Source organism: Pseudoroseomonas ludipueritiae (assembly GCF_014490445.1).
Lineage (GTDB): Bacteria > Pseudomonadota > Alphaproteobacteria > Acetobacterales > Acetobacteraceae > Pseudoroseomonas > Pseudoroseomonas ludipueritiae.
In genome coordinates, this window is the sequence record NZ_JACTUZ010000043.1 from 12218 (window position 1) to 29891 (window position 17674).

Sequence of the window (17674 nt, forward strand, 5' to 3'; positions counted from 1 at the left end):
GTCTCCATGATCAGAAGCTCACCAGCGCGTCGATCTTGTCGCGGATGCGCTGCACCGATGGCACCACATGGTTCAGCAGCACCGGGTTATGCGGGCTGGGGATATCCGGCATGGTCAGGCGTGCCACGGGGGCATCCAGTTCCATGAAGGCCTCATCCGCCACCACGGCGGCGATCTCGGCGCCGAAGCCGGCGGTGCGCAGGTCCTCATGCACGATCAGGCAGCGATGGGTGCGCGTCACCGATTCCAGCACCGCATCCTTGTCCCAGGGCATCAGGGTGCGGAGGTCGATCACCTCGACGGAATGGCCGCTGGCGCGCGCCGCTTCCTCGCAACGCTCCACCATGGCGCCCCAGGTGACGATCGTCAGCTTAGTGCCTGGCATGGTGATGCGCGCCTTGCCGAAGGGCAGCACATAGTCGTCGCCCGGGTAAGGCCGGCGCGCCCAGGCGGCATCCAGCATGGCGCGGTGTTCCAGGAACATCACCGGGTCGTCGCCGCGCAGGGCACCGCGCAGCAGGCCCACCGCATCCTCGGCATTGGAGGGCACGGCGACCTTCCAGCCCGGCGAATGGACGAACTGCACCTCGTTGGTCTGGCTGTGCCAGGGGTCGCCGCACTTGAAGAAGCCCACCGGCATCCGCAGCACCATGGGCGCGGCGAAGCGGTTGTTGGTGCGCCAGCGCATGGTGCCGCAGTCGTTGATCTGCTCCACCGCCGGGTCCGCGTATTTGCGGAACTGGATTTCCGGCACCGGCATCAGCCCGGCCATGGCCATGCCGACGGCGCGGCCAACAATGCCTTCCTCCGACAGGCTGGTGTCGAAGACGCGGCTGGCGCCGAACTTCTCCTGCAGGCCCAGGGTCACGGCATGCACGCCGCCCTTGGGGCCGATATCCTCGCCAAACAGCAGCACGCGCGGATTGACCGCCAGCTCATGTTCCAGCGTGCGGCGGATGGCGGTGACCATGTTGATGCGCGCGCCTTCCGGCTTCGGCACGTCGCTGCCGGGGGGCGGCGTGATGCCGGCGGCGCGGAGGCCGCCCATCACCTGCGGCTCCGCTTCCGAGAAGACATGGCGCAGCACGCTCTCGGGCTCGGCCACCGGGCGCTGCTCGGCAGCGGCGCGGGCGGTCTCGACGGCGACCTGGGCCTCGGCGGCCACCGCATCCCATTCGGCCTCGCCCATCACGGCGGGCACCAGGAAGTCACGCAGCTTGGGCAGCGGGTCGCGCGCCCATTCCGCTTCCACCGTGGCGGGGGACTTGTAGGTCTGGGTGTCCTGGAAGGAATGGCCTTGCAGGCGCGGCACGGTCAGACGCAGCAGGCAGGGGCCTTGGCGGTCGCGCACATGCTCCTGCGCTTCCCGCACCAGGGCGGCCGCCGTGGCGGGGTCGGTGCCATCGCCAGAAAGGACATGCAGCCCGCCAAAGGAAGCCAGGTTGGCCGCGATATTGGCGCCCGGCGTCTGGAAGCTGGAGGGCACGGAAATGCCGTAGCCATTGTCCTCGATATAGAAGAGGACCGGCAGCTTCTGCGTCGTCGCCGCCGTCAGCGCCGCCCAGAAGCCGTTGGTGGCCACCGAGGCATCGCCGCCCAGCACCACGCCGATGGCGCGGGCATAGGCCGGGTCCTTCAGCACGGTGCGGTGGTATTCCATCGCCTGTGCCCAGCCGACGGTGGGCGTGTATTGCGCGCCGACGCCGCCGCACATCGGCAGTGCCGAGGCGCCCTGTGGATTGGGATAGTTGAAGACGACGCCGATATCCCGCCCGTCCGAATAGCCGCCGGCACGGGCCATGGAGGAACCCAGCGCTTCCTCGATCTCCACCCCCAGTGCCAGCAGCATGGGGCGGGAGCGGTAATAGCCGCAGGCGGCGTCATGCCGCTCCGTCAGGCCAAGGCCCAGCAGGATCTGCGCCATGTCATGCCCACGGGCCGAGAACTGGTAGAGAACCTTCTTCTCGGGGACGAGGGTCTTTTCCTCCAGCGCATCCAGGGCGCGGGAGACATGCAGCAGGTAGGCAACCCGGCGCCAGTCCACGGCAGGGTCCGGCACATTGCTGCGCGCGGGCGACGATGGCTTGGAAAGGGCAAGCGATCCCATGGTCCGTTTCCCTGTTATCGAGGCGGCTTCAGCCGGCAGTGCGTTGGCATCAGCCTAGGCCTGGCGCAGGGGCAAAACCGTTTCTGTTTTTGCTCAGGTTGGGCAGTTGCAGGCATAATGCCATCGCCAAAGCGGCGAATGCGGCATATCCATGCCTCGCCTTTTCGGGAGGATTCGGGCGGTGGCGCAGAGTGTCGATCTGGATCAGTTCGAACGCGCGATTCTCGCTGCGCTGCAAAAGAACGCGCGCCAGAGTGTGCAGGAACTAGCGGACAGGATCGGCCTTTCCACCTCCCCCACCTGGCGGCGGCTGAAGGCGCTACAGGATGCCGGCGTGATTTTGGAGTACGTGGCGCGGCTGGACCCGGCGAAGCTGGGTTATGGCCAGACGGTTTATGCCAATGTCACCCTGGCCAAGCACAACCGCGACGCGTTGCAGGACTTCGAAAAGGCCATCGTGGAACGGCCGGAAGTGCAGCAGTGCTTTTCCATGACCGGCAGCGCCGACTACATCATCCGCGTCGTGGTGCGGGATGCGGCGCATTACGAGCGCTTCCTGCAGGAGGTGGTCTTCACCAACCCGGCGGTGCAACACATCTCATCGCATTTCGCCTTGCGGGAGGTGAAGAATACCTCGGCGCTGCCGCTGTAGCGGCACCCGGCACCCTCGCGGCACAAGGTGCCGCCCGGGGCCGGGCCGCCCACGCGCCTTCAGGCATCCAAGATAGGTGTGAAGCCGCCCATGATCATGCGCTTGCCGTCGAAGGGCATGTCATGCATCGCCTGCATTCGCGGGTCGGACATCAACTTGGCCATCGCCGCGTCACGTACTTCCTTGGACGGATATTCGACCCAGCTAAAGACCACGACCTCCCCGTCCTGCGCCTTCACGGCGCCACGGAAGTCGGTGATCTTGCCGTCCGGCACATCGTCACCCCAGCATTCCACCACACGGGTGGCGCCGAATTCCTTGAAGATCGGCGCCGCCTCCGCCGCGTGGCGGCGAAAAACCTCCTTGTTCGCGGCAGGCACGGCAATAACGAAGCCATCCACGTAGGACATGGTGCATTTCCTCCGGTTGGTGTACAGAGTTGATATCAACCTATTTGGCCGCATGTCAAAGCCTGTTCCGTTCGAAACCACCCTGGAGGTGCGCGACACCTGCCTCTGCCTGCATGTGCAAAGGGCGGCGCGCGCCTTGGCCCGGCGGTTCGATGAGGCGCTAAGGCCCTTCGGCCTGACCAGTGGTCAATTTTCCTTGCTGATGGCGCTGAACCGGCCGCAGCCGGCGCCGATGCGGCCCGTGGCGCAGTTGCTGGCAATGGACCGCACCACCCTGACGGCGGCGCTGAAGCCGTTGCAGCGGGATGGGCTGGTGGCGGTGACCACTGACCCCGCCGACCGGCGCGGCCGCCTTCTGGCCCTGACCCCGGAGGGCGAAGCCCGACTCGCCCGTGCCGTACCGGTCTGGCGCGCGGTGCATGGCGCCGTGGAGGCCGGCCTGCCCGGACAGGCCGAGGACCTCCGCGCTGGCCTGCGCGCCCTGTGCTGAGCCGTCAGGCCGGGCGCGCGCTCATGGTCAGCACGTCGTATTGCGCCACGGTCTCGTTGTTCTGGTTGAAGACCTCGGCATCCCAGCGCACCTCGCCGTAATCCGGCATGCGGGCGGCGCGCTTGGTCTTCACTGTCAGCCGCACGCGGATGGAATCGCCGGGCGAGACCGGCTTCAGGAAACGCAGCCGCTCCAGCCCGTAATTCGCCAGCAGCGGCCCCGGCGCCGGGTCCACGAAAAGCCCGGCGGCGAAGCTCAGGATCAGGTAGCCATGCGCCACCCGGCCGGGGAAGAAGGGGTTCGCCTTGGCCGCTTCCTCGTCCATATGGGCGTAGAAGGTATCGCCGGTGAAATTGGCGAAGTGCTCGATATCCTCGAGGCTGATGGTGCGCGCCGGGGTTTCCACCGTGTCGCCGATGCTGATCTCGTCGAAGTTCTTGCGGAAGGGATGCGGGCCTTCCGTGCGGGTCGGCGCACCCTGCCCCCAGGTCTTGGTCAGCGCGGTCAGCTTGGCGGGCGAGCCCTGGAGCGCCGTGCGCTGCATGTAGTGATACACGCCGCGCAGCCCGCCCATTTCCTCGCCACCGCCGGCGCGCCCAGGGCCGCCATGCACCAGCGGCGGCAGCGGCGAGCCATGGCCGGTGGCTTCCTTGGCGCTGTCCCGGTCCACCAGGTAGAGCCGGCCGTGGAAGGGCGCCAGGCCCATCACCAACTGCTCCGTCACATCGGCATCGTAGGAGAAGGCGGAGGCGACGAGGCTGCCCTCCCCCCGCTGCGCCAACTCGATGGCCTGGTCCAGGTCGTCATAGGGCAGCAGGGTGGAGACGGGGCCGAAGGCCTCGACATGGTTCACCCGCTCCGCGCGGATCGGGTTGGCGCAATGCAGCAGCACGGGCGAGAGGAAGGCACCGGCATTGGCATTGGCATCCACCACCGCGCAATGCAGCGGGTCACCGAAGACGATCTCAGATTCCGTCGCCAGCTTGGCGATGTTCTCGCGCACGTCGCGCCGCTGGCCCTGGCTGGCCAGTGGGCCCATGCCAACCTTCTCGTCACGCGGATTACCGATGGCGACCTTGCCCAGCCGCGCCGCCAGCGCATCCCGCACCGCTTCCACGCGGTCGCGCGGCACGATGACGCGGCGGATGGCGGTGCATTTCTGGCCCGCCTTGGCCGTCATCTCCCGCGCCACTTCCTTGACGAAGAGGTCGAATTCCGGGCTTTCCGGCGTCACGTCGCTGCCGAGGATGGCGGCGTTCAGTGAATCCCGCTCCGCGATGAAGCGCACCGCCTCACGCGAAACGGTCGGATGGTCGCGCAGCTTGCCGGAGGTGGTGGCGGAACCGGTGAAGGACACCACGTCCTGCCCGGTCAGGTGGTCCAGCAGGTCGCCGGTGGAACCCGCCACGAACTGCAGCGCGCCCGGCGGCAGGATGCCGGATTCGACGATCATGGCCACCATGGCATGGGCCACATAGGCCGTGGCCGTCGCCGGCTTGGTGATGACAGGAACGCCGGCCAGGATGGTCGGTGCCAGCTTCTCCAGCATGCCCCAGCAGGGGAAGTTGAAAGCATTCACATGCACGGCCACGCCATGCAGCGGCGTCAGGATATGCGCGCCGACGAAGCTGCCGTTCCTGGACAGCGGCTCAAAGGCGCCGTCCAACACGAAGCGCTCGCTCGGCAATTCCTTCCGGCCACGGGAGGCATAGGCGAAGAGCGTGCCGATGCCGCCGTCGATATCGATCCAGCTATCCCGCCGCGTGGCACCGGTGTCGAAGGAAAGCTCATAGAGCGCTTCCTTCCGCTCGGTCAGGTAGACCGCCAGGCGCTTCAGCATCTCCGCGCGCTGGTGGAAGGTCAGCATCCGCAACGCCGGACCGCCCACCTTGCGCCCGAAGCGCACCATGGCCCCGAAATCCACGCCCGCCGAGGATGCGGTCGCCATCACGCGGCCATCCACCGCGCTGGGGATCTCGACCGCGCCGGCGCCGGGGGCGACCCAGCGGTTCTCGGCGAAGCTTTGCAGTGTCAGGACCATGGTGTTTCCATCCTGTGCTCAGGTCAGCCGGGCGTGGCGCGCCCGCGCTGCCATTCCTTGAAGGTGGTGTTGGCTTCGGCCAGTTCGCGCAGCAGCGCCGCGGGCTCGGAGCCCACGCCGCCGGCCTTGGCCGCCGCCTCCACCTCGGCCAGCACGGCGCGCAGGCCAAGCTGGTCGGCGGCAAACAGCGGCCCGCCCTTCAGGCGCGGGAAGCCGTAGCCATTGGTGAAGACGAGATCGATATCGGAAGGCCGCAGGCTGATGCCTTCTTCCAGGATCTTCGCAGCCTCGTTGGCCATCACCGCCAGAAGGCGGTTCTGGATCTGCTCTGGCGTGAAGGCGCGCGGCGTGACGCCGGCGGCCTGGCGCTCGGCGGCGATGATGGCATCCACCGCCGGGTCGGGCTCCGCCTTGCCACTGGCATAGTTGTACCAGCCCGAACCGGTCTTGCGGCCAAGGCGCCCGGCCTCGCAGAGCCGATCGGCGATGGCGACATAGCGCTCGCCCGGGTCGCGCGTCGCGGCGCGGCGCTTGCGCATGGCCCAGGCGATATCCAGGCCGGACATGTCGCCCACCGCGAAGAGGCCCATGGCGAAGCCATAGGATTCCAGCGCCGCATCCACCTCGCGCGGGCTGGCGCCATCCTCCACCAGGTACTCGGCGTGGCGGCGATAGACGGCATAGATGCGGTTGCCGATGAAGCCCTCGCAAACGCCGGAAACGATGGGCAGCTTGCCCAGCTTCTTGCCGAAGGCCAGGCCGGTGGCCAGCACATCCGGCGCCGTCTCGGCACAGCGCACCACTTCCAGCAGCTTCATGATGTTCGCGGGGGCGAAGAAATGCAGCCCCAGCACATCCTGCGGCCGCTTGGTGAAGGCGGCGATCTCATCGGGGTTGAGGTAGGAGGTATTGGTGGCCAGCACGGCACCCGGCTTGGCCACGGCATCCAGGCGGCGGAAGATGTCTTCCTTCACCGCCATGTCCTCGAAGGCAGCCTCGATGATCAGGTCGGCCTCGGCCAGCGCGTTCCAATCGGCGGTGGGGGTGATGCGGGCGGTGCGCTCGGCGGCCACGGCATCCGTCAGGCGGCCGGACTTGGCCTGCTTGGCATAGGCATCCCGCAGCCGGCTGGCGCAGGTCGCGGCGGCAGCCTCGTCACGCTCGATCACTGTGGCCGTCAGCCCGGCATCGGCCACCGCCATGGCGATGCCGCTGCCCATGGTGCCGCCGCCGATCACCGCGACATGGGCGAATGCGCGCGGCTTCACGCCTTCCAACCCCGGCACGCGGGCGGCCTCCCGCTCGGCCAGGAAGAGGTGGCGCAGCGCGGCGGCCTCGGCGCTGGCGCGCAGCGGCAGGAAGAGTTCGCGTTCCCGCTTCAGGCCAGCGGGGAAGTCCATGGCGGCGGTTTCCCGCAGCAGGCCGACCACCACGGCCACGGCGGGCACGCCCTTGCCCTTCTTGATCGCGGCCTGCGCGGCGGCTTCCTCGGCCGCCTCGTTCCGCGCCGGGATCGGCAGGGCGGAAACCACGCGCTTGGCGGCGCCCGGCGCCAGCCGCACGGCCTCGGCCAGCAATTCATCTTCCACGATGCCGTCGAGGATGCCGAGGTTCACGGCCTCCGGCGCGCGCAGGACCTTGGCTTCGCCGATCAGCTCGATGGCCTTGGCGGTGCCCACGAGGCGCGGCAGCCGTTGCGTGCCGCCGGAGCCGGGCAGGATGCCAAGGCGCGTTTCCACCAGCCCGACGCTGGCCTTGGGCGTCGCGATGCGCAGGTCGCAGGCCATGGCCACTTCCAAGCCGCCGCCCAGCGCCACGCCGTCGATGGCCGCGACCACCGGCTGCGGAATGGCTTCGATCGCCGCGATCACATCCGGCAGGATGGGTTCATCCAGCGGCAGATCCATTTCCTTGATGTCGGCGCCGGCGATGAAGCGGCCCGGGCCACCATGCAGCACCACGCCCCGCACCGAGGCATCCGCCGCCAGTTCGCGCGCCGCTTCCAGCAGCCCCTGCCGCACGGGGCGGGAGAGCGCATTGACCGGCGCGAAATCGATCCGCACCAGCGCGACGGCGCCCTCGCGGCTGATCGTGACGGCGGTGTTGGACTGGTCCATGGCAAGCTTTCTCCCATCAAGCGCGGGCAAGGTATGGCCAGACCGGCAATCGGCAAACCACCCACCTCCACGCCCGGCCAGATTGCCGGCTTCTGGGCGCGGGAAATTATTTGACCGTCCGGACGGTCAATGCAAGGATGAATTCGCGAGCCGACTTGCGGGCGAGCCAAGAGACCATCCATGGTCCAGCAGCCACGATGAGAGGAAATGGCATGGAACAGGTTCTGCGGGTGGAGAAGCGCGACGGCTGGTGGAAGCTGGTGCTCAACCGCCCGGACAAGTTGAACAGCTTCAATGAGGCGCTGCACACCGCGCTCTACGCCGCGTTGGGCGAGGCCGCCGAAGCGGAAGATTGCCGTGCGCTGCTGCTGACTGGCGAAGGCCGTGGCTTCTGCGCCGGCCAGGACCTGAGTGACCGCAAGCCGGGCGCCGGTGGCCCTCCGGACCTCGGCAACACGCTGGATCGCTTCTACAACCCGCTGATCCGCCGCATCCGCGCCCTGCCGAAGCCGGTGGTCTGCGCCGTCAATGGCGTGGCCGCGGGTGCTGGGGCGAATATCGCCATTGCCTGCGACATCGTGCTGGCGGCGCAATCGGCGCGCTTCATCCAGTCCTTTTCCAAAATCGCACTTGTGCCGGATTCGGGAGGCACTTTCCTGCTGCCGCGCCTGATCGGCGAGGCGCGGGCCCGTGCGCTGATGTTCACCGCCGATCCCCTGCCCGCCACCACGGCGGCGGAATGGGGCATGATCTGGAAGGCGGTGCCCGACGACCAGCTTGTGGCGGAATCCGAGGCGCTGGTGGCGAAGCTGGCCGCGCAGTCCACCGAGGGGCTGGGCCGCGTGAAGCAGGCGCTGGAAGCCTCCCCCGGCCATACGCTCGACCAGCAACTGGACATGGAGCGAGACCTGCAACGCGAGGCCGGCCGCTCCCCCGACTATGCCGAGGGCGTGCGGGCCTTCCTGGAGAAGCGCCCGCCCCGCTTCGGCCAGCGCGACGCCTAGCAACGAACCAAGCGAGGAAACCCCAGAGATGAGCGCGACGACCCTGGAGCAGAGTTCTGTGCTGCACGCGGTGGAGCGTGCATCGCGCGAGGAGATCCGCGCGCTGCAGCGCGAGCGGATGGCGAAGGTGCTGCGGCATGCCTATGACAACGTGCCGCATTACCGCCGCAGCTTCGATGCCGCCGGGGTCAGCCCGGACGACTTCAAGGACCTGCCGGATATCGCGAAGTTCCCCTTCACGGTGAAGACAGACCTGCGGGACAATTATCCCTTCGGCCTGCTGGCGGTGCCGCAGGAGAAGATCGCGCGCATCCACGGTTCCTCCGGCACCACGGGCAAGCCGATCGTGGTGGGCTATACCCAGGGGGATATCGACAACTGGGCGGACCTCGTCGCGCGCTCCATCCATGCCGCCGGCGGCCGGCCGGGGATGAAGGTGCATGTGGCCTATGGCTACGGCCTCTTCACCGGCGGCCTCGGCGCGCATTACGGCGCGGAGCGGCTGGGCTGCACCGTGATTCCGATGTCGGGCGGCATGACCGAGCGGCAGGTGCAGCTCATCAACGACTTCAAGCCGGAGATCATCATGGTCACGCCCAGCTACATGCTGGCGCTGATGGATGAGTTCCGCCGCCAGGGGCTGGACCCGCGCCAGTCCTCGCTGAAGATCGGCATCTTCGGCGCCGAGCCCTGGACCAATGCGATGCGGCAGGAGATCGAGCAGGCCTTCGACATGCAGGCCGTCGATATCTACGGCCTCTCGGAAGTCATGGGCCCGGGTGTGGCGCAGGAATGCGTCGAGACCAAGGACGGCCTGCATATCTGGGAAGACCATTTCTACGCCGAGGTGATCGACCCCAATACCGGCGCGGTGCTGCCGGATGGCGAGATGGGCGAGCTGGTCTTCACCACCCTCACCAAGGAAGGCCAGCCCGTCATCCGCTACCGCACGCGGGACCTGACGCGGCTGCTGCCCGGCACCGCCCGCCCCGGCATGCGGCGGATGGAGAAGGTCACCGGCCGTTCGGACGACATGATCATCCTGCGCGGCGTCAATGTCTTTCCCTCGCAGATCGAGGAAGCCCTGCTGGCGCAGGACTGGTGCAGCGGTCATTTCCAGATCCGCCTGACACGGGAGGGGCGGATGGATTGCATGACCATCCACGCCGAATGCCGCGCCGGCCTCTGGGACGGCGAGGGGCTGCAGCAGGAGGCCCGCGCGCTGATCGAGCAGATCAAGAACACCATCGGCATCTCGACCAAGGTCGTGATCGAGCAGCCGGGCGGTGTCGAGCGCTCGGTCGGCAAGATGCGGCGGGTGATCGACCGGCGGGACCAGGGCTGAGATTGCCCGGCGCAGGCCAGGGCACCATGGCGCCGCTACCGCGCCATGGTGCCCTGGCCGAAGCGCAGCGGAATGCGAAAAGAAGCGGGCCGCGTGGCCGGTGGCTGGCCACAATCCGTTGAGCCGGCGCCGGCCCTCTTTTTACCCAGGATAATTCTGGCAGGCTATCGATCCCCTGAAGCCGAGGAGGTCGAGGATGCGTGTCATGGTTCTGGTCAAGGCGACTCAGGACAGCGAGGCGGGCACCATGCCGCCGCCCGAACTGCTGGAAGCCATGGGCAAGTACAATGAGGAACTGGCCAAGGCCGGCCTCCTCCTGGCCGGTGAGGGCCTGAAGCCCTCATCCCAGGGCAAGCGGGTGGCCTTCGATGGCGAAAGCCGCACCGTCACCGATGGCCCCTTCCCGGCTACCGGCGAACTGGTCGCGGGCTTCTGGCTCTGGGAGGTCAAGGACATGGCCGAGGCCATGGAATGGGCGAAGCGGTGCCCCAACCCCATGCCTGGCCCCAGCGAGATCGAAATCCGCCCGCTCTTCGAGCTTGAGGATTTCGGAGATGCCATGCCGCCGGAACTGGCCGCGCAGGAAGAGAAGCTGCGCGGCCAGCTCCGCGGCCGCTGAAGCCTCACATCTGGTCGTAGTCGATGACGACATGCTCGCTGGTCGGGCGGGCCTGGCAGGTCAGCACGAAGCCGGCCTTGGTTTCCCAGGGCTCCAGCGAGTAGTTGACCTCCATCTCCACCGTGCCCTCCACCACCTTGGCGCGGCAGGTGGAGCACATGCCGCCCTTGCAGGCATAGGGCAGGTCCAGCCCGGCGCGCAGCGCGGCATCCAGGATGGCCTCGCCCTCCGCCACCTTCACCTGCCGGCGGTTGCCGTCCACGATCAGATCGGCCACGCGATGCGCCGCCTCCGCCTCGGCGGCGCTGGGCACCACCTTGGGGCGCGGCTTGCCGCCGAGGGCGGAGACGAAGCGCTCGATATGCACCCGCTCCTCCGGCACGCCCATCTCGCGAAGCGTGGCCTCGATCTCGTCGCTCATGCCGGTGGGGCCACAAACAAAAATGTGGTCCACTTGCTCGGCGGGCACCATGTGGCGCAGCAGCACGCGCACCTTCTCGCCATCCAGGCGGCCGTTCAGGATGGGGATGTCCTGTTCTTCCTTGGACAGCACATGGAAGACCGAGAGCCGCCCCAGGAAGCGGTCCTTCAATTCCTCCAACTGCTCCCGGAACAGCATCTCGCTGCCGGAGCGGTTGCCGTAGAAGAGGAAGAAGCGGCTCAGCGGCTCCCGCGCCAGCACGCCGCGCACGATGGACAGGATCGGCGTGATGCCGGAGCCCGCGGCGAAGCCGACATGGATGCGCGCCTCGCCCGGCGCCGGCGCCACGCCGAAGCGGCCGGTGGGGGTCATCACGTCCAGCTCGTCGCCGGCCTGCAATTCGGTATTGGCCCAGGTGGAGAAGGCGCCGCCATCTACCTGCTTCACCGCGATCCGCAACTCGCCATCCTGCGGGCCGGAGCAGATGGAGTAGGAGCGGCGGACTTCCTCGTTGTCCATGGTGGTCCGCAGGGTCAGGTACTGGCCCGGCTCGAAAGCGTAGAGGTCGCGCAGCTCCCCCGGCAGGTCGAAGGCGATGGAAACGGCATCCCGCGTCTCCCGCTTCAGGTCGGCGATGCGCAGGCGGTGGAAGCGTGGCGTCGTGGGGGTCGCGGACATGGCAGCTTCCGTCAATGACATTTGAAATAGTCGAAGGGCTCGCGGCAGCTTTCGCAGCGCCACAGCGCCTTGCAGGAGGTGGAGCCGAATTCTGCCAGCAGGCTCGTGTCGTTCGAGCCGCATCGCGGGCAGGTCACCACATCCTTGCCGAACAGCGCGCGGCGGCCGCTGCCGGGCTGCGGCGGCGCGATGCCGTATTCATGCAGCTTGCGGCGGCCTTCCTCGGTCATCCAATCCGTGGTCCAGGCCGGCGCCAGCACGGTGCGGATTTCCTTGTCCGCGATGCCCGCGCGGGACAGCGCGAGGTCGATCTCCACCGCGATCATGTTCATCGCCGGGCAGCCGGAATAGGTGGGGGTGATGTCCACGCGGACATGCCCGCCCTCCACCACCACATCCCGCAGCACGCCCAGGTCGGCGATGGTCAGCACCGGGATCTCCGGGTCCACCACCGCGCTGGCGGCTTCGATGGCCTTCTGCCGCAGCGCCGCGTCGGTCTGCGTCATGGCACTCACCAGGTAGCGTTGGGATGGGTCCGCTGCAGCACCTGCATCTCGGCCAGCATATGGCCCAGGTGTTCGCTATGCAGGCCGGTGCGGCCGCCCTTCTGCATCCAGCCCTGCGCGGGCTTCTCCAGCGTCGCCTCGGACAGGATCTCGGAGACCGTCCTGTCCCATTCGGCGCGGAAGGAAGCGGGGTCCATCACCACGCCGGCGGCGATCAGCTCCTGCTCGGCGGCATCGGTCTCGAACATCTCGCCGGTATAGGGCCAGAGATGCGCGACGGCCTCGGCGGCGCGGCGATGGCTTTCCTCCGTGCCATCGCCCAGGCGGATCACCCATTCGGCGGTGTGGCGCAGGTGGTAGGCGCTTTCCTTCTCCGACTTCGCGGCAATGGCGGCCAGCGTGGGGTCGGAGGACTTCATCATCGCGCGCCAATAGGGGTCCGCGAAGGCGGCGTAGAAGAACTGGCGCAGGATGGTGCGGGCGAAATCGCCATTCGGCTGCTCGGCCAGCAGCAGGTTGCGGTACTGGCGGGCGTCGCGCAGATAGGCGTAGCGGTCCTCGTCATTGCCCGCCGCCTCGACCTCGGCCGCATAGGTATAAAGGGAACGCGCCTGGCCCAGCAGGTCCAGGCCCATGTTGGCGAGAGCCATCTCTTCTTCCAGCGCCGGGCCGCGCCCGCACCATTCGGAGAGGCGGTGGCCCATCACCAACGCATCGTCGGCGCGGCGCAGGCAGTAGAGCACCAGCGGGCTTTCATTCACCCGGATCGTATTCGTCGCCATTCCCGTTCCCTCCCGTCCCGCTCTCACATATGCCCGACTTCGTCGGGCACCTCGTAGAAGGTCGGATGGCGATAGATCTTGGTCTCGGCGGGCTCGAACATCATGCCCTTCTCGCCGGGGTCAGAAGCGGTGATGGCATTGGAGGGCACCACCCAGATCGAGAGCCCCTCGCCCCGCCGCGTATAAACGTCGCGCGCCGCCTGGAGCGCCAGCGTGGCATCCGCCGCGTGCAGCGAGCCCACATGCTTGTGGGACAAGCCATTGCGGCTGCGAATGAAAACTTCCCACAGCGGGGTCACGGTCTTGGTCATGATCTCGTCTCCCCTCAGGCGGCCTGCTGGCGGGCCTGGCGCTTGGCGGCATGGGCCATGGCGGCCTCGCGCACCCACTCGCCCTCGGCATGGGCCTTGTTGCGGGCGGCCAGGCGGTCGCGGTTGCAGGGGCCGTTGCCGGCGATCACCTGCTTGAACTCGTCCCAGTCGATCTGGCCGTAGTGCCAGTGGCCGGTCGTGCCGTCGCCGCCCTCATCCGGCACGAAGCGCAACTCGGGGTCCGGCAGCGTCAGGCCCAGGAACTGCGCCTGCGGCACCGTGGCATCCACGAACTTCTGGCGCAGCTCATCGTTGGAGAAGCGCTTGATCTTCCACTTGGTGGACTGGTCGGAATGCTGGCTGGCGGCATCCGGCGGGCCGAACATCATCAGGCAGGGCCACCACCAGCGGTTCAGCGCATCCTGCGCCATGGCCTTCTGCTCCTCGGAGCCGCGGCACAGCGTCAGCATGATCTCGTAGCCCTGGCGCTGGTGGAAGCTTTCTTCCTTGCAGACGCGGATCATGGCGCGGGCATAGGGGCCGTAGGAGCAACGGCAGAGCGGGATCTGGTTCATGATCGCCGCGCCATCCACCAGCCAGCCGATGGCGCCGATATCCGCCCAGCTCATGGTCGGATAGTTGAAGATGGAGGAATACTTCGCCTTGCCGGTCAGAAGCTGATCCGTCAGCTCCTCCCGCGACACGCCCAGGGTCTCGGCGGCGGCGTAGAGATACAGGCCGTGGCCGCATTCATCCTGCACCTTGGCCAGCAGCGCGGCCTTGCGGCGCAGCGACGGCGCGCGGGTGATCCAGTTGCCTTCCGGCAGCATGCCGATGATCTCGGAATGCGCATGCTGGGAAATCTGCCGCACCAGCGTCTTGCGATAGGCGGCCGGCATCCAGTCATTGGCCTCGATCCGCTCCTCGGCATCGACGCGCGCCTGGAAGCGGGCTTCGTGCTCCAGCTCCTCGGCGGGGCGGATGGCGGCGGGGGCGTCGTCGCGGCTGTTCAGCGCCTGGGTGTACATGGCCGTTTCTCCCTCGGGCTGCGATCCCGTGGGAAGGAATATATAACAGTTTTTCCTTATTCCAAGAAAAATCGGTAACGCTTCATGCGTCCCGGAAGCGGAGGTCCAGGGTCCGCCCGGCAGGCGGCAGAGGGCCCTCGGCGCGGGTGGCATGGGCATCCAGCCAAGCTTCCGAAGCCGGTAGCAACGCCCGGTAAAGGCCGGCACAAAGTGCCCGCGCCGCATCTCCGGCCCAGTCCACCGGCAGCAGCGCGCGTGCCAGCGGCGGGTGGCGCAGCACGGCGCGGCGGTATTCGTGGATCAGCAGCACCCGCGCCGTCAGCGCATCCAGCCCTTCCAGCGCATGGCCCTGTTCCAGCCACATCGCCAGCGGTTCGAAGGCCGCGATGAAGTGGCGATAGGTTTCCGCCAGAGCCTCCAGCGGCCAGCTTTGCGCGGCCAGCCGGTGGCCATCGGCGGTATCGGCCTCGGCCAGCAGGGCAATGGCGCCGCTGGCTTCCGCGGGCACGGGCACCTCTTCCGGCGCCACCCAGAGGCCGGGCTGCGCCTGCCCGAAGCCGGCCTGCTGCAGGGCGGCGCGCATCTCCGGCCGGTCGGCCAGCACCAGCCGGAAGCGGCCGGGCGTGCCGGGGGTATGCGGCGCGTAGATGCGGGCGGCGGCTTCCGCGAAGGTCGCCTCCCCCTTGGCCGCCAGTTGGTAGAAGCTGTTGCGGCCCTGGCGCGTGCGCTCCAGCCAGCCATCGGCGGAGAGGCGGGACATGGCGGTACGCACCGCCCCTTCCGCCACGCCCATGGCGCCCAGGATTTCCGTGAGTGTCGCCAAGCTGATGGCGCCGCCGCGCGGCACCACCGCATCGCCGAAGACCGTGATGACCACCGACCAGGTGCGCGAGGGCGCGCTGTTCAGGTGGCGCAGGATTTCCAGCAGGGGCGTGGCGCTCATGCCATCTCTTGTAACGGGGCGGCGGCACATGAAAAGGCGGCGGCATAATTTGACCGTTCGGTCGGTGAATGACACCCTGGCACCGGAGGAACCAGCATGAACGACATCACCGACCCCCAGGCCCTGGCCGAGGCCGCTGCCCAGGCGATGTGGCGCACCGATGCCGCCTCCCAGGGGCTTGGCATGCGCCTGCTGCGCGTGGCGCCGGGAGAGGCCGAGATCGCCATGGAGATCGAGCCCCGCATGGCCAATGGCCACGGCTCCTGCCACGGCGGCTTCCTCTTCGCGCTGGCGGACAGCGCCTTCGCCTTCGCCTGCAACAGCTTCGACCGCCGCACGGTGGGGCAGGCCTGCAGCATCACTTATCTGCGGCCCGGCGTGGTCGGCACTACCCTCACCGCCCATGGGCGGCAGGTGGCGCAGGCCGGGCGCAGCGGTGTCTATGAAGTGCGGATCACCGACCCGGCGGGCGAGACCATCGCCATCTTCCAGGGCCAGTCACGCGAGATCGGCGGCAGCGTCACCGCTAGTTCAGCTGGAACTGCAGCCGCAGGGTCACCGCCTGAAAGCGGTGCGGGTCCTCGCCGCCCTTGATGCGGGCGTTCTGGTACTGGAGCAGCGCCCGCACCGTCTCATGCGGCCACCAGCCGAGGCTGGCGGACCAGACATCCTGTTCCCCGCCATCGATATCGGCGCTGCGGAGATTGGCGTGGGAGAAGCGCCCGCCCAGCTCCAGCGAGCCCCATTGGCCGCGGGAGGGATCGAAGGGCTCGGGCTTCGGCGCGGCCCAGGCGGCATCCTCCGAACTCCATTGGCGCCGGGGGCCGAAGAGCATCCAGGCCGCCTGGGCGTACCAGCCGCCGAACCAGGGGTTCTTGCCGTCCGTGCGGTCCACCGCGATGCGGTACCACTCGCCCGAGGCCCAGAAGGGCCCCGAGGCCACGCCCGCCTCGATGCCGCCCGAGGCCATGCTCTTGGCCTCGATGAAACCGGTGCTGAGATAGGATTCCGGGCTGATCGTGTATTCCGGCGCATTGGACAGCTCGATGCCCGGCCGCTGCCCGTTCTCCTGCGGCGTGCGGAAGCGCCAGAGGCCATCGAGGCCCAGGTGGATGGCCAGGTTCTCCTGCTGCACCACCAGCCCGGCGACGCGGCCCATCACCGCCCTCTCCCGCGCATCGTCGCCATAGCCGACGCGGGGGCCGGCGAAGGCGAGGCTGGCAAGGTAGCGGTCCCCCTGCGCCTGGATTTCCACGCCGGTGCGGCCGCCATCCACGATGGCGCCGGCGAGGTCCACGATGGCCGCCTTTTCCAGGAAGAGCGTATCGGCGGAGCTTTGTGTATCCTCCATGGTCAGCGTCGGCTCGAAGGCGCCGGCACGGATGCTGAAGGGCTTCAGGCCGGAATATTCGACCGAGGCTTCGTAGAGGCGGGAATGGCCCCAGCGCGGGCCATCGAAGCCCTCCCCACCAAAATCCCAGATAAGGCCAACCGTGACATCATGCGGCAGATCCGCATAACCGCCGAGGCGGAAGCGGCGTGCCTGCATCCCGCCGGCGGGCGCATCGGGCTTGCCGCCCCAGGTCTCGCCGAAATCGAACTGGCCATAAACATAAGGGCGCAGCGTGACCTCGCCGAGCCGTATGCCGCCCTTGTCGGATTCCTGAGCCTGGACGGCGCTGCCCAGCACGGTGGCCAGGGCCAGCGCGGAAAGGGCGGGCCAGGAGATGTTGCGGCGGCGCAGCGTCACGGCGGTCCTCATGATCCAGGGTCCGCCGGGCCTTAGCGGGTGGAATGGCTCAGGCGAAGCCAAGCTCGCGCAGACGTGCGGCAACGCGCGCACTCTCATCCAGCGGCGCCGCCGGATGCGGCAGGCCGGGGGCGGAAAGGCGGCTGGCATAACCAGCATCGCAGAGGCTTCCCGCCAGCGCGGCATGGCGGCCGGGTGCCTCCCCCGCGATCAGCACCGGCCTGCCGGTGGCGCAGGCTTCGGAGAGCATGGAAACGCTGTCCGCCGTCACGATCAGCGCATCGGCCCAGGCCAGGAAGCCCGCATAGGGATTCGGCCCCGCATCGCCCCAGCGGAACAGGCGGTGCGGGCCGCCGGCGAGGTCGGCGGCGATGCGCGCCGTGGCCCCGGCCCCGGTGCGGCGGCTGGTGGTGGCCAGGATGGTGGCATCCGGGAAGTGGCGGCGCGCCGCCGGCACCAGGGCGGCGGCG

General features: G+C 68.2%; 18 protein-coding genes. 6 read left to right on the forward strand and 12 right to left on the reverse strand.

Annotation, left to right across the window (positions count from 1 at the left end):
- Positions 1 to 10: 10 nt before the first annotated feature.
- On the reverse strand, positions 11 to 2107 hold the full coding sequence (locus IBL25_RS11705; protein WP_187778725.1) for an alpha-ketoacid dehydrogenase subunit alpha/beta: 2097 nt from the start codon (positions 2105 to 2107) through the stop codon (positions 11 to 13).
- Positions 2108 to 2288: 181 nt separating this feature from the next.
- On the opposite strand from IBL25_RS11705, the gene IBL25_RS11710 reads away from it, so the two are divergent.
- Positions 2289 to 2759, forward strand: a complete 471-nt coding sequence (locus IBL25_RS11710) for an Lrp/AsnC family transcriptional regulator (protein WP_187778726.1) — start codon at positions 2289 to 2291, stop codon at positions 2757 to 2759.
- A 59-nt stretch (positions 2760 to 2818) separates the two neighbouring features.
- Here IBL25_RS11710 and IBL25_RS11715 read toward each other — a convergent pair whose 3' ends face one another.
- Positions 2819 to 3169: a DUF1428 domain-containing protein gene (locus tag IBL25_RS11715; protein WP_187778727.1), complete on the reverse strand. Its 351-nt coding sequence runs from the start codon at positions 3167 to 3169 to the stop codon at positions 2819 to 2821.
- A gap of 52 nt (positions 3170 to 3221) precedes the next feature.
- On the opposite strand from IBL25_RS11715, the gene IBL25_RS11720 reads away from it, so the two are divergent.
- Entirely contained in the window at positions 3222 to 3659 is a 438-nt protein-coding gene (locus IBL25_RS11720; protein WP_187778728.1) for a MarR family winged helix-turn-helix transcriptional regulator, read from the forward strand.
- Positions 3660 to 3663: 4 nt separating this feature from the next.
- Here IBL25_RS11720 and paaZ read toward each other — a convergent pair whose 3' ends face one another.
- Both paaZ and IBL25_RS11730 read right to left on the reverse strand, forming a co-directional pair.
- Entirely contained in the window at positions 3664 to 5700 is a 2037-nt protein-coding gene (gene paaZ / locus IBL25_RS11725; protein ID WP_187778729.1) for a phenylacetic acid degradation bifunctional protein PaaZ, read from the reverse strand.
- A 23-nt stretch (positions 5701 to 5723) separates the two neighbouring features.
- Positions 5724 to 7817, reverse strand: a complete 2094-nt coding sequence (locus tag IBL25_RS11730; RefSeq protein WP_187778730.1) for a 3-hydroxyacyl-CoA dehydrogenase NAD-binding domain-containing protein — start codon at positions 7815 to 7817, stop codon at positions 5724 to 5726.
- Between the two features lie 212 nt (positions 7818 to 8029).
- Here IBL25_RS11730 and paaG point away from each other — a divergent pair, with 212 nt between their 5' ends.
- From paaG to IBL25_RS11745, 3 genes are all read left to right on the forward strand, one after another.
- Positions 8030 to 8821 carry a 2-(1,2-epoxy-1,2-dihydrophenyl)acetyl-CoA isomerase PaaG gene (gene paaG, locus IBL25_RS11735; protein WP_187778731.1) on the forward strand — a complete coding sequence of 264 codons (792 nt, stop codon included), beginning with the start codon at positions 8030 to 8032 and terminating at the stop codon, positions 8819 to 8821.
- A gap of 28 nt (positions 8822 to 8849) precedes the next feature.
- Positions 8850 to 10166, forward strand: a complete 1317-nt coding sequence (gene paaK, locus IBL25_RS11740; protein WP_187778732.1) for a phenylacetate--CoA ligase PaaK — start codon at positions 8850 to 8852, stop codon at positions 10164 to 10166.
- A gap of 196 nt (positions 10167 to 10362) precedes the next feature.
- Positions 10363 to 10785 (forward strand): YciI family protein, encoded by a 423-nt coding sequence (locus IBL25_RS11745; protein WP_187778733.1) that lies wholly within the window; start codon positions 10363 to 10365, stop codon positions 10783 to 10785.
- A 4-nt stretch (positions 10786 to 10789) separates the two neighbouring features.
- Here the strand turns inward: IBL25_RS11745 and paaE are convergent, their stop codons facing one another.
- The 6 genes from paaE to IBL25_RS11775 all read right to left on the reverse strand — a co-directional run bounded on the left by paaE (position 10790) and on the right by IBL25_RS11775 (position 15454).
- Entirely contained in the window at positions 10790 to 11884 is a 1095-nt protein-coding gene (paaE, locus tag IBL25_RS11750) for a 1,2-phenylacetyl-CoA epoxidase subunit PaaE (protein ID WP_187778734.1), read from the reverse strand.
- An 11-nt stretch (positions 11885 to 11895) separates the two neighbouring features.
- On the reverse strand, positions 11896 to 12390 hold the full coding sequence (gene paaD, locus IBL25_RS11755) for a 1,2-phenylacetyl-CoA epoxidase subunit PaaD (RefSeq protein ID WP_120638132.1): 495 nt from the start codon (positions 12388 to 12390) through the stop codon (positions 11896 to 11898).
- Between the two features lie 5 nt (positions 12391 to 12395).
- Complete coding sequence (gene paaC, locus IBL25_RS11760; protein WP_187778735.1) at positions 12396 to 13172, reverse strand: 1,2-phenylacetyl-CoA epoxidase subunit PaaC; 777 nt, start codon at positions 13170 to 13172, stop codon at positions 12396 to 12398.
- 23 nt (positions 13173 to 13195) lie between these two features.
- Complete coding sequence (gene paaB / locus IBL25_RS11765) at positions 13196 to 13483, reverse strand: 1,2-phenylacetyl-CoA epoxidase subunit PaaB (RefSeq protein WP_187778736.1); 288 nt, start codon at positions 13481 to 13483, stop codon at positions 13196 to 13198.
- Positions 13484 to 13497: 14 nt separating this feature from the next.
- Entirely contained in the window at positions 13498 to 14511 is a 1014-nt protein-coding gene (paaA, locus tag IBL25_RS11770) for a 1,2-phenylacetyl-CoA epoxidase subunit PaaA (protein WP_187778737.1), read from the reverse strand.
- An 82-nt stretch (positions 14512 to 14593) separates the two neighbouring features.
- Entirely contained in the window at positions 14594 to 15454 is an 861-nt protein-coding gene (locus tag IBL25_RS11775; protein ID WP_187778738.1) for a PaaX family transcriptional regulator C-terminal domain-containing protein, read from the reverse strand.
- 96 nt (positions 15455 to 15550) lie between these two features.
- Between IBL25_RS11775 and paaI the strand changes: the two genes are divergently transcribed.
- Positions 15551 to 16048 (forward strand): hydroxyphenylacetyl-CoA thioesterase PaaI, encoded by a 498-nt coding sequence (gene paaI, locus IBL25_RS11780; protein ID WP_187778739.1) that lies wholly within the window; start codon positions 15551 to 15553, stop codon positions 16046 to 16048.
- On the opposite strand, the gene IBL25_RS11785 is transcribed toward paaI, so the two are convergent.
- Together IBL25_RS11785 and IBL25_RS11790 are read right to left on the reverse strand one after the other, a co-directional pair.
- On the reverse strand, positions 15981 to 17216 hold the full coding sequence (locus tag IBL25_RS11785) for an OprO/OprP family phosphate-selective porin (RefSeq protein WP_187778740.1): 1236 nt from the start codon (positions 17214 to 17216) through the stop codon (positions 15981 to 15983). The genes paaI and IBL25_RS11785 overlap by 68 nt on opposite strands.
- A 37-nt stretch (positions 17217 to 17253) precedes the next feature.
- The coding region (locus tag IBL25_RS11790) for an ELM1/GtrOC1 family putative glycosyltransferase (protein ID WP_187778741.1) at positions 17254 to 17674 on the reverse strand (421 nt) is incomplete at its 5' end.

Excerpts from the sequence above, each read along its gene's own strand:
- IBL25_RS11705 (WP_187778725.1), bottom strand. The coding sequence starts at position 2,107 with ATGGGATCGCTTGCCCTTTCCAAGCCATCGTCGCCCGCGCGCAGCAAT.
- IBL25_RS11715 (WP_187778727.1), bottom strand. The coding sequence starts at position 3,169 with ATGTCCTACGTGGATGGCTTCGTTATTGCCGTGCCTGCCGCGAACAAG.
- IBL25_RS11720 (WP_187778728.1), top strand. The coding sequence starts at position 3,222 with ATGTCAAAGCCTGTTCCGTTCGAAACCACCCTGGAGGTGCGCGACACC.
- paaZ (WP_187778729.1), bottom strand. The coding sequence starts at position 5,700 with ATGGTCCTGACACTGCAAAGCTTCGCCGAGAACCGCTGGGTCGCCCCC.
- IBL25_RS11730 (WP_187778730.1), bottom strand. The coding sequence starts at position 7,817 with ATGGACCAGTCCAACACCGCCGTCACGATCAGCCGCGAGGGCGCCGTC.
- paaG (WP_187778731.1), top strand. The coding sequence starts at position 8,030 with ATGGAACAGGTTCTGCGGGTGGAGAAGCGCGACGGCTGGTGGAAGCTG.
- paaK (WP_187778732.1), top strand. The coding sequence starts at position 8,850 with ATGAGCGCGACGACCCTGGAGCAGAGTTCTGTGCTGCACGCGGTGGAG.
- IBL25_RS11745 (WP_187778733.1), top strand. The coding sequence starts at position 10,363 with ATGCGTGTCATGGTTCTGGTCAAGGCGACTCAGGACAGCGAGGCGGGC.
- paaE (WP_187778734.1), bottom strand. The coding sequence starts at position 11,884 with ATGTCCGCGACCCCCACGACGCCACGCTTCCACCGCCTGCGCATCGCC.
- paaD (WP_120638132.1), bottom strand. The coding sequence starts at position 12,390 with ATGACGCAGACCGACGCGGCGCTGCGGCAGAAGGCCATCGAAGCCGCC.
- paaC (WP_187778735.1), bottom strand. The coding sequence starts at position 13,172 with ATGGCGACGAATACGATCCGGGTGAATGAAAGCCCGCTGGTGCTCTAC.
- paaB (WP_187778736.1), bottom strand. The coding sequence starts at position 13,483 with ATGACCAAGACCGTGACCCCGCTGTGGGAAGTTTTCATTCGCAGCCGC.
- paaA (WP_187778737.1), bottom strand. The coding sequence starts at position 14,511 with ATGTACACCCAGGCGCTGAACAGCCGCGACGACGCCCCCGCCGCCATC.
- IBL25_RS11775 (WP_187778738.1), bottom strand. The coding sequence starts at position 15,454 with ATGAGCGCCACGCCCCTGCTGGAAATCCTGCGCCACCTGAACAGCGCG.
- paaI (WP_187778739.1), top strand. The coding sequence starts at position 15,551 with ATGAACGACATCACCGACCCCCAGGCCCTGGCCGAGGCCGCTGCCCAG.
- IBL25_RS11785 (WP_187778740.1), bottom strand. The coding sequence starts at position 17,216 with ATGAGGACCGCCGTGACGCTGCGCCGCCGCAACATCTCCTGGCCCGCC.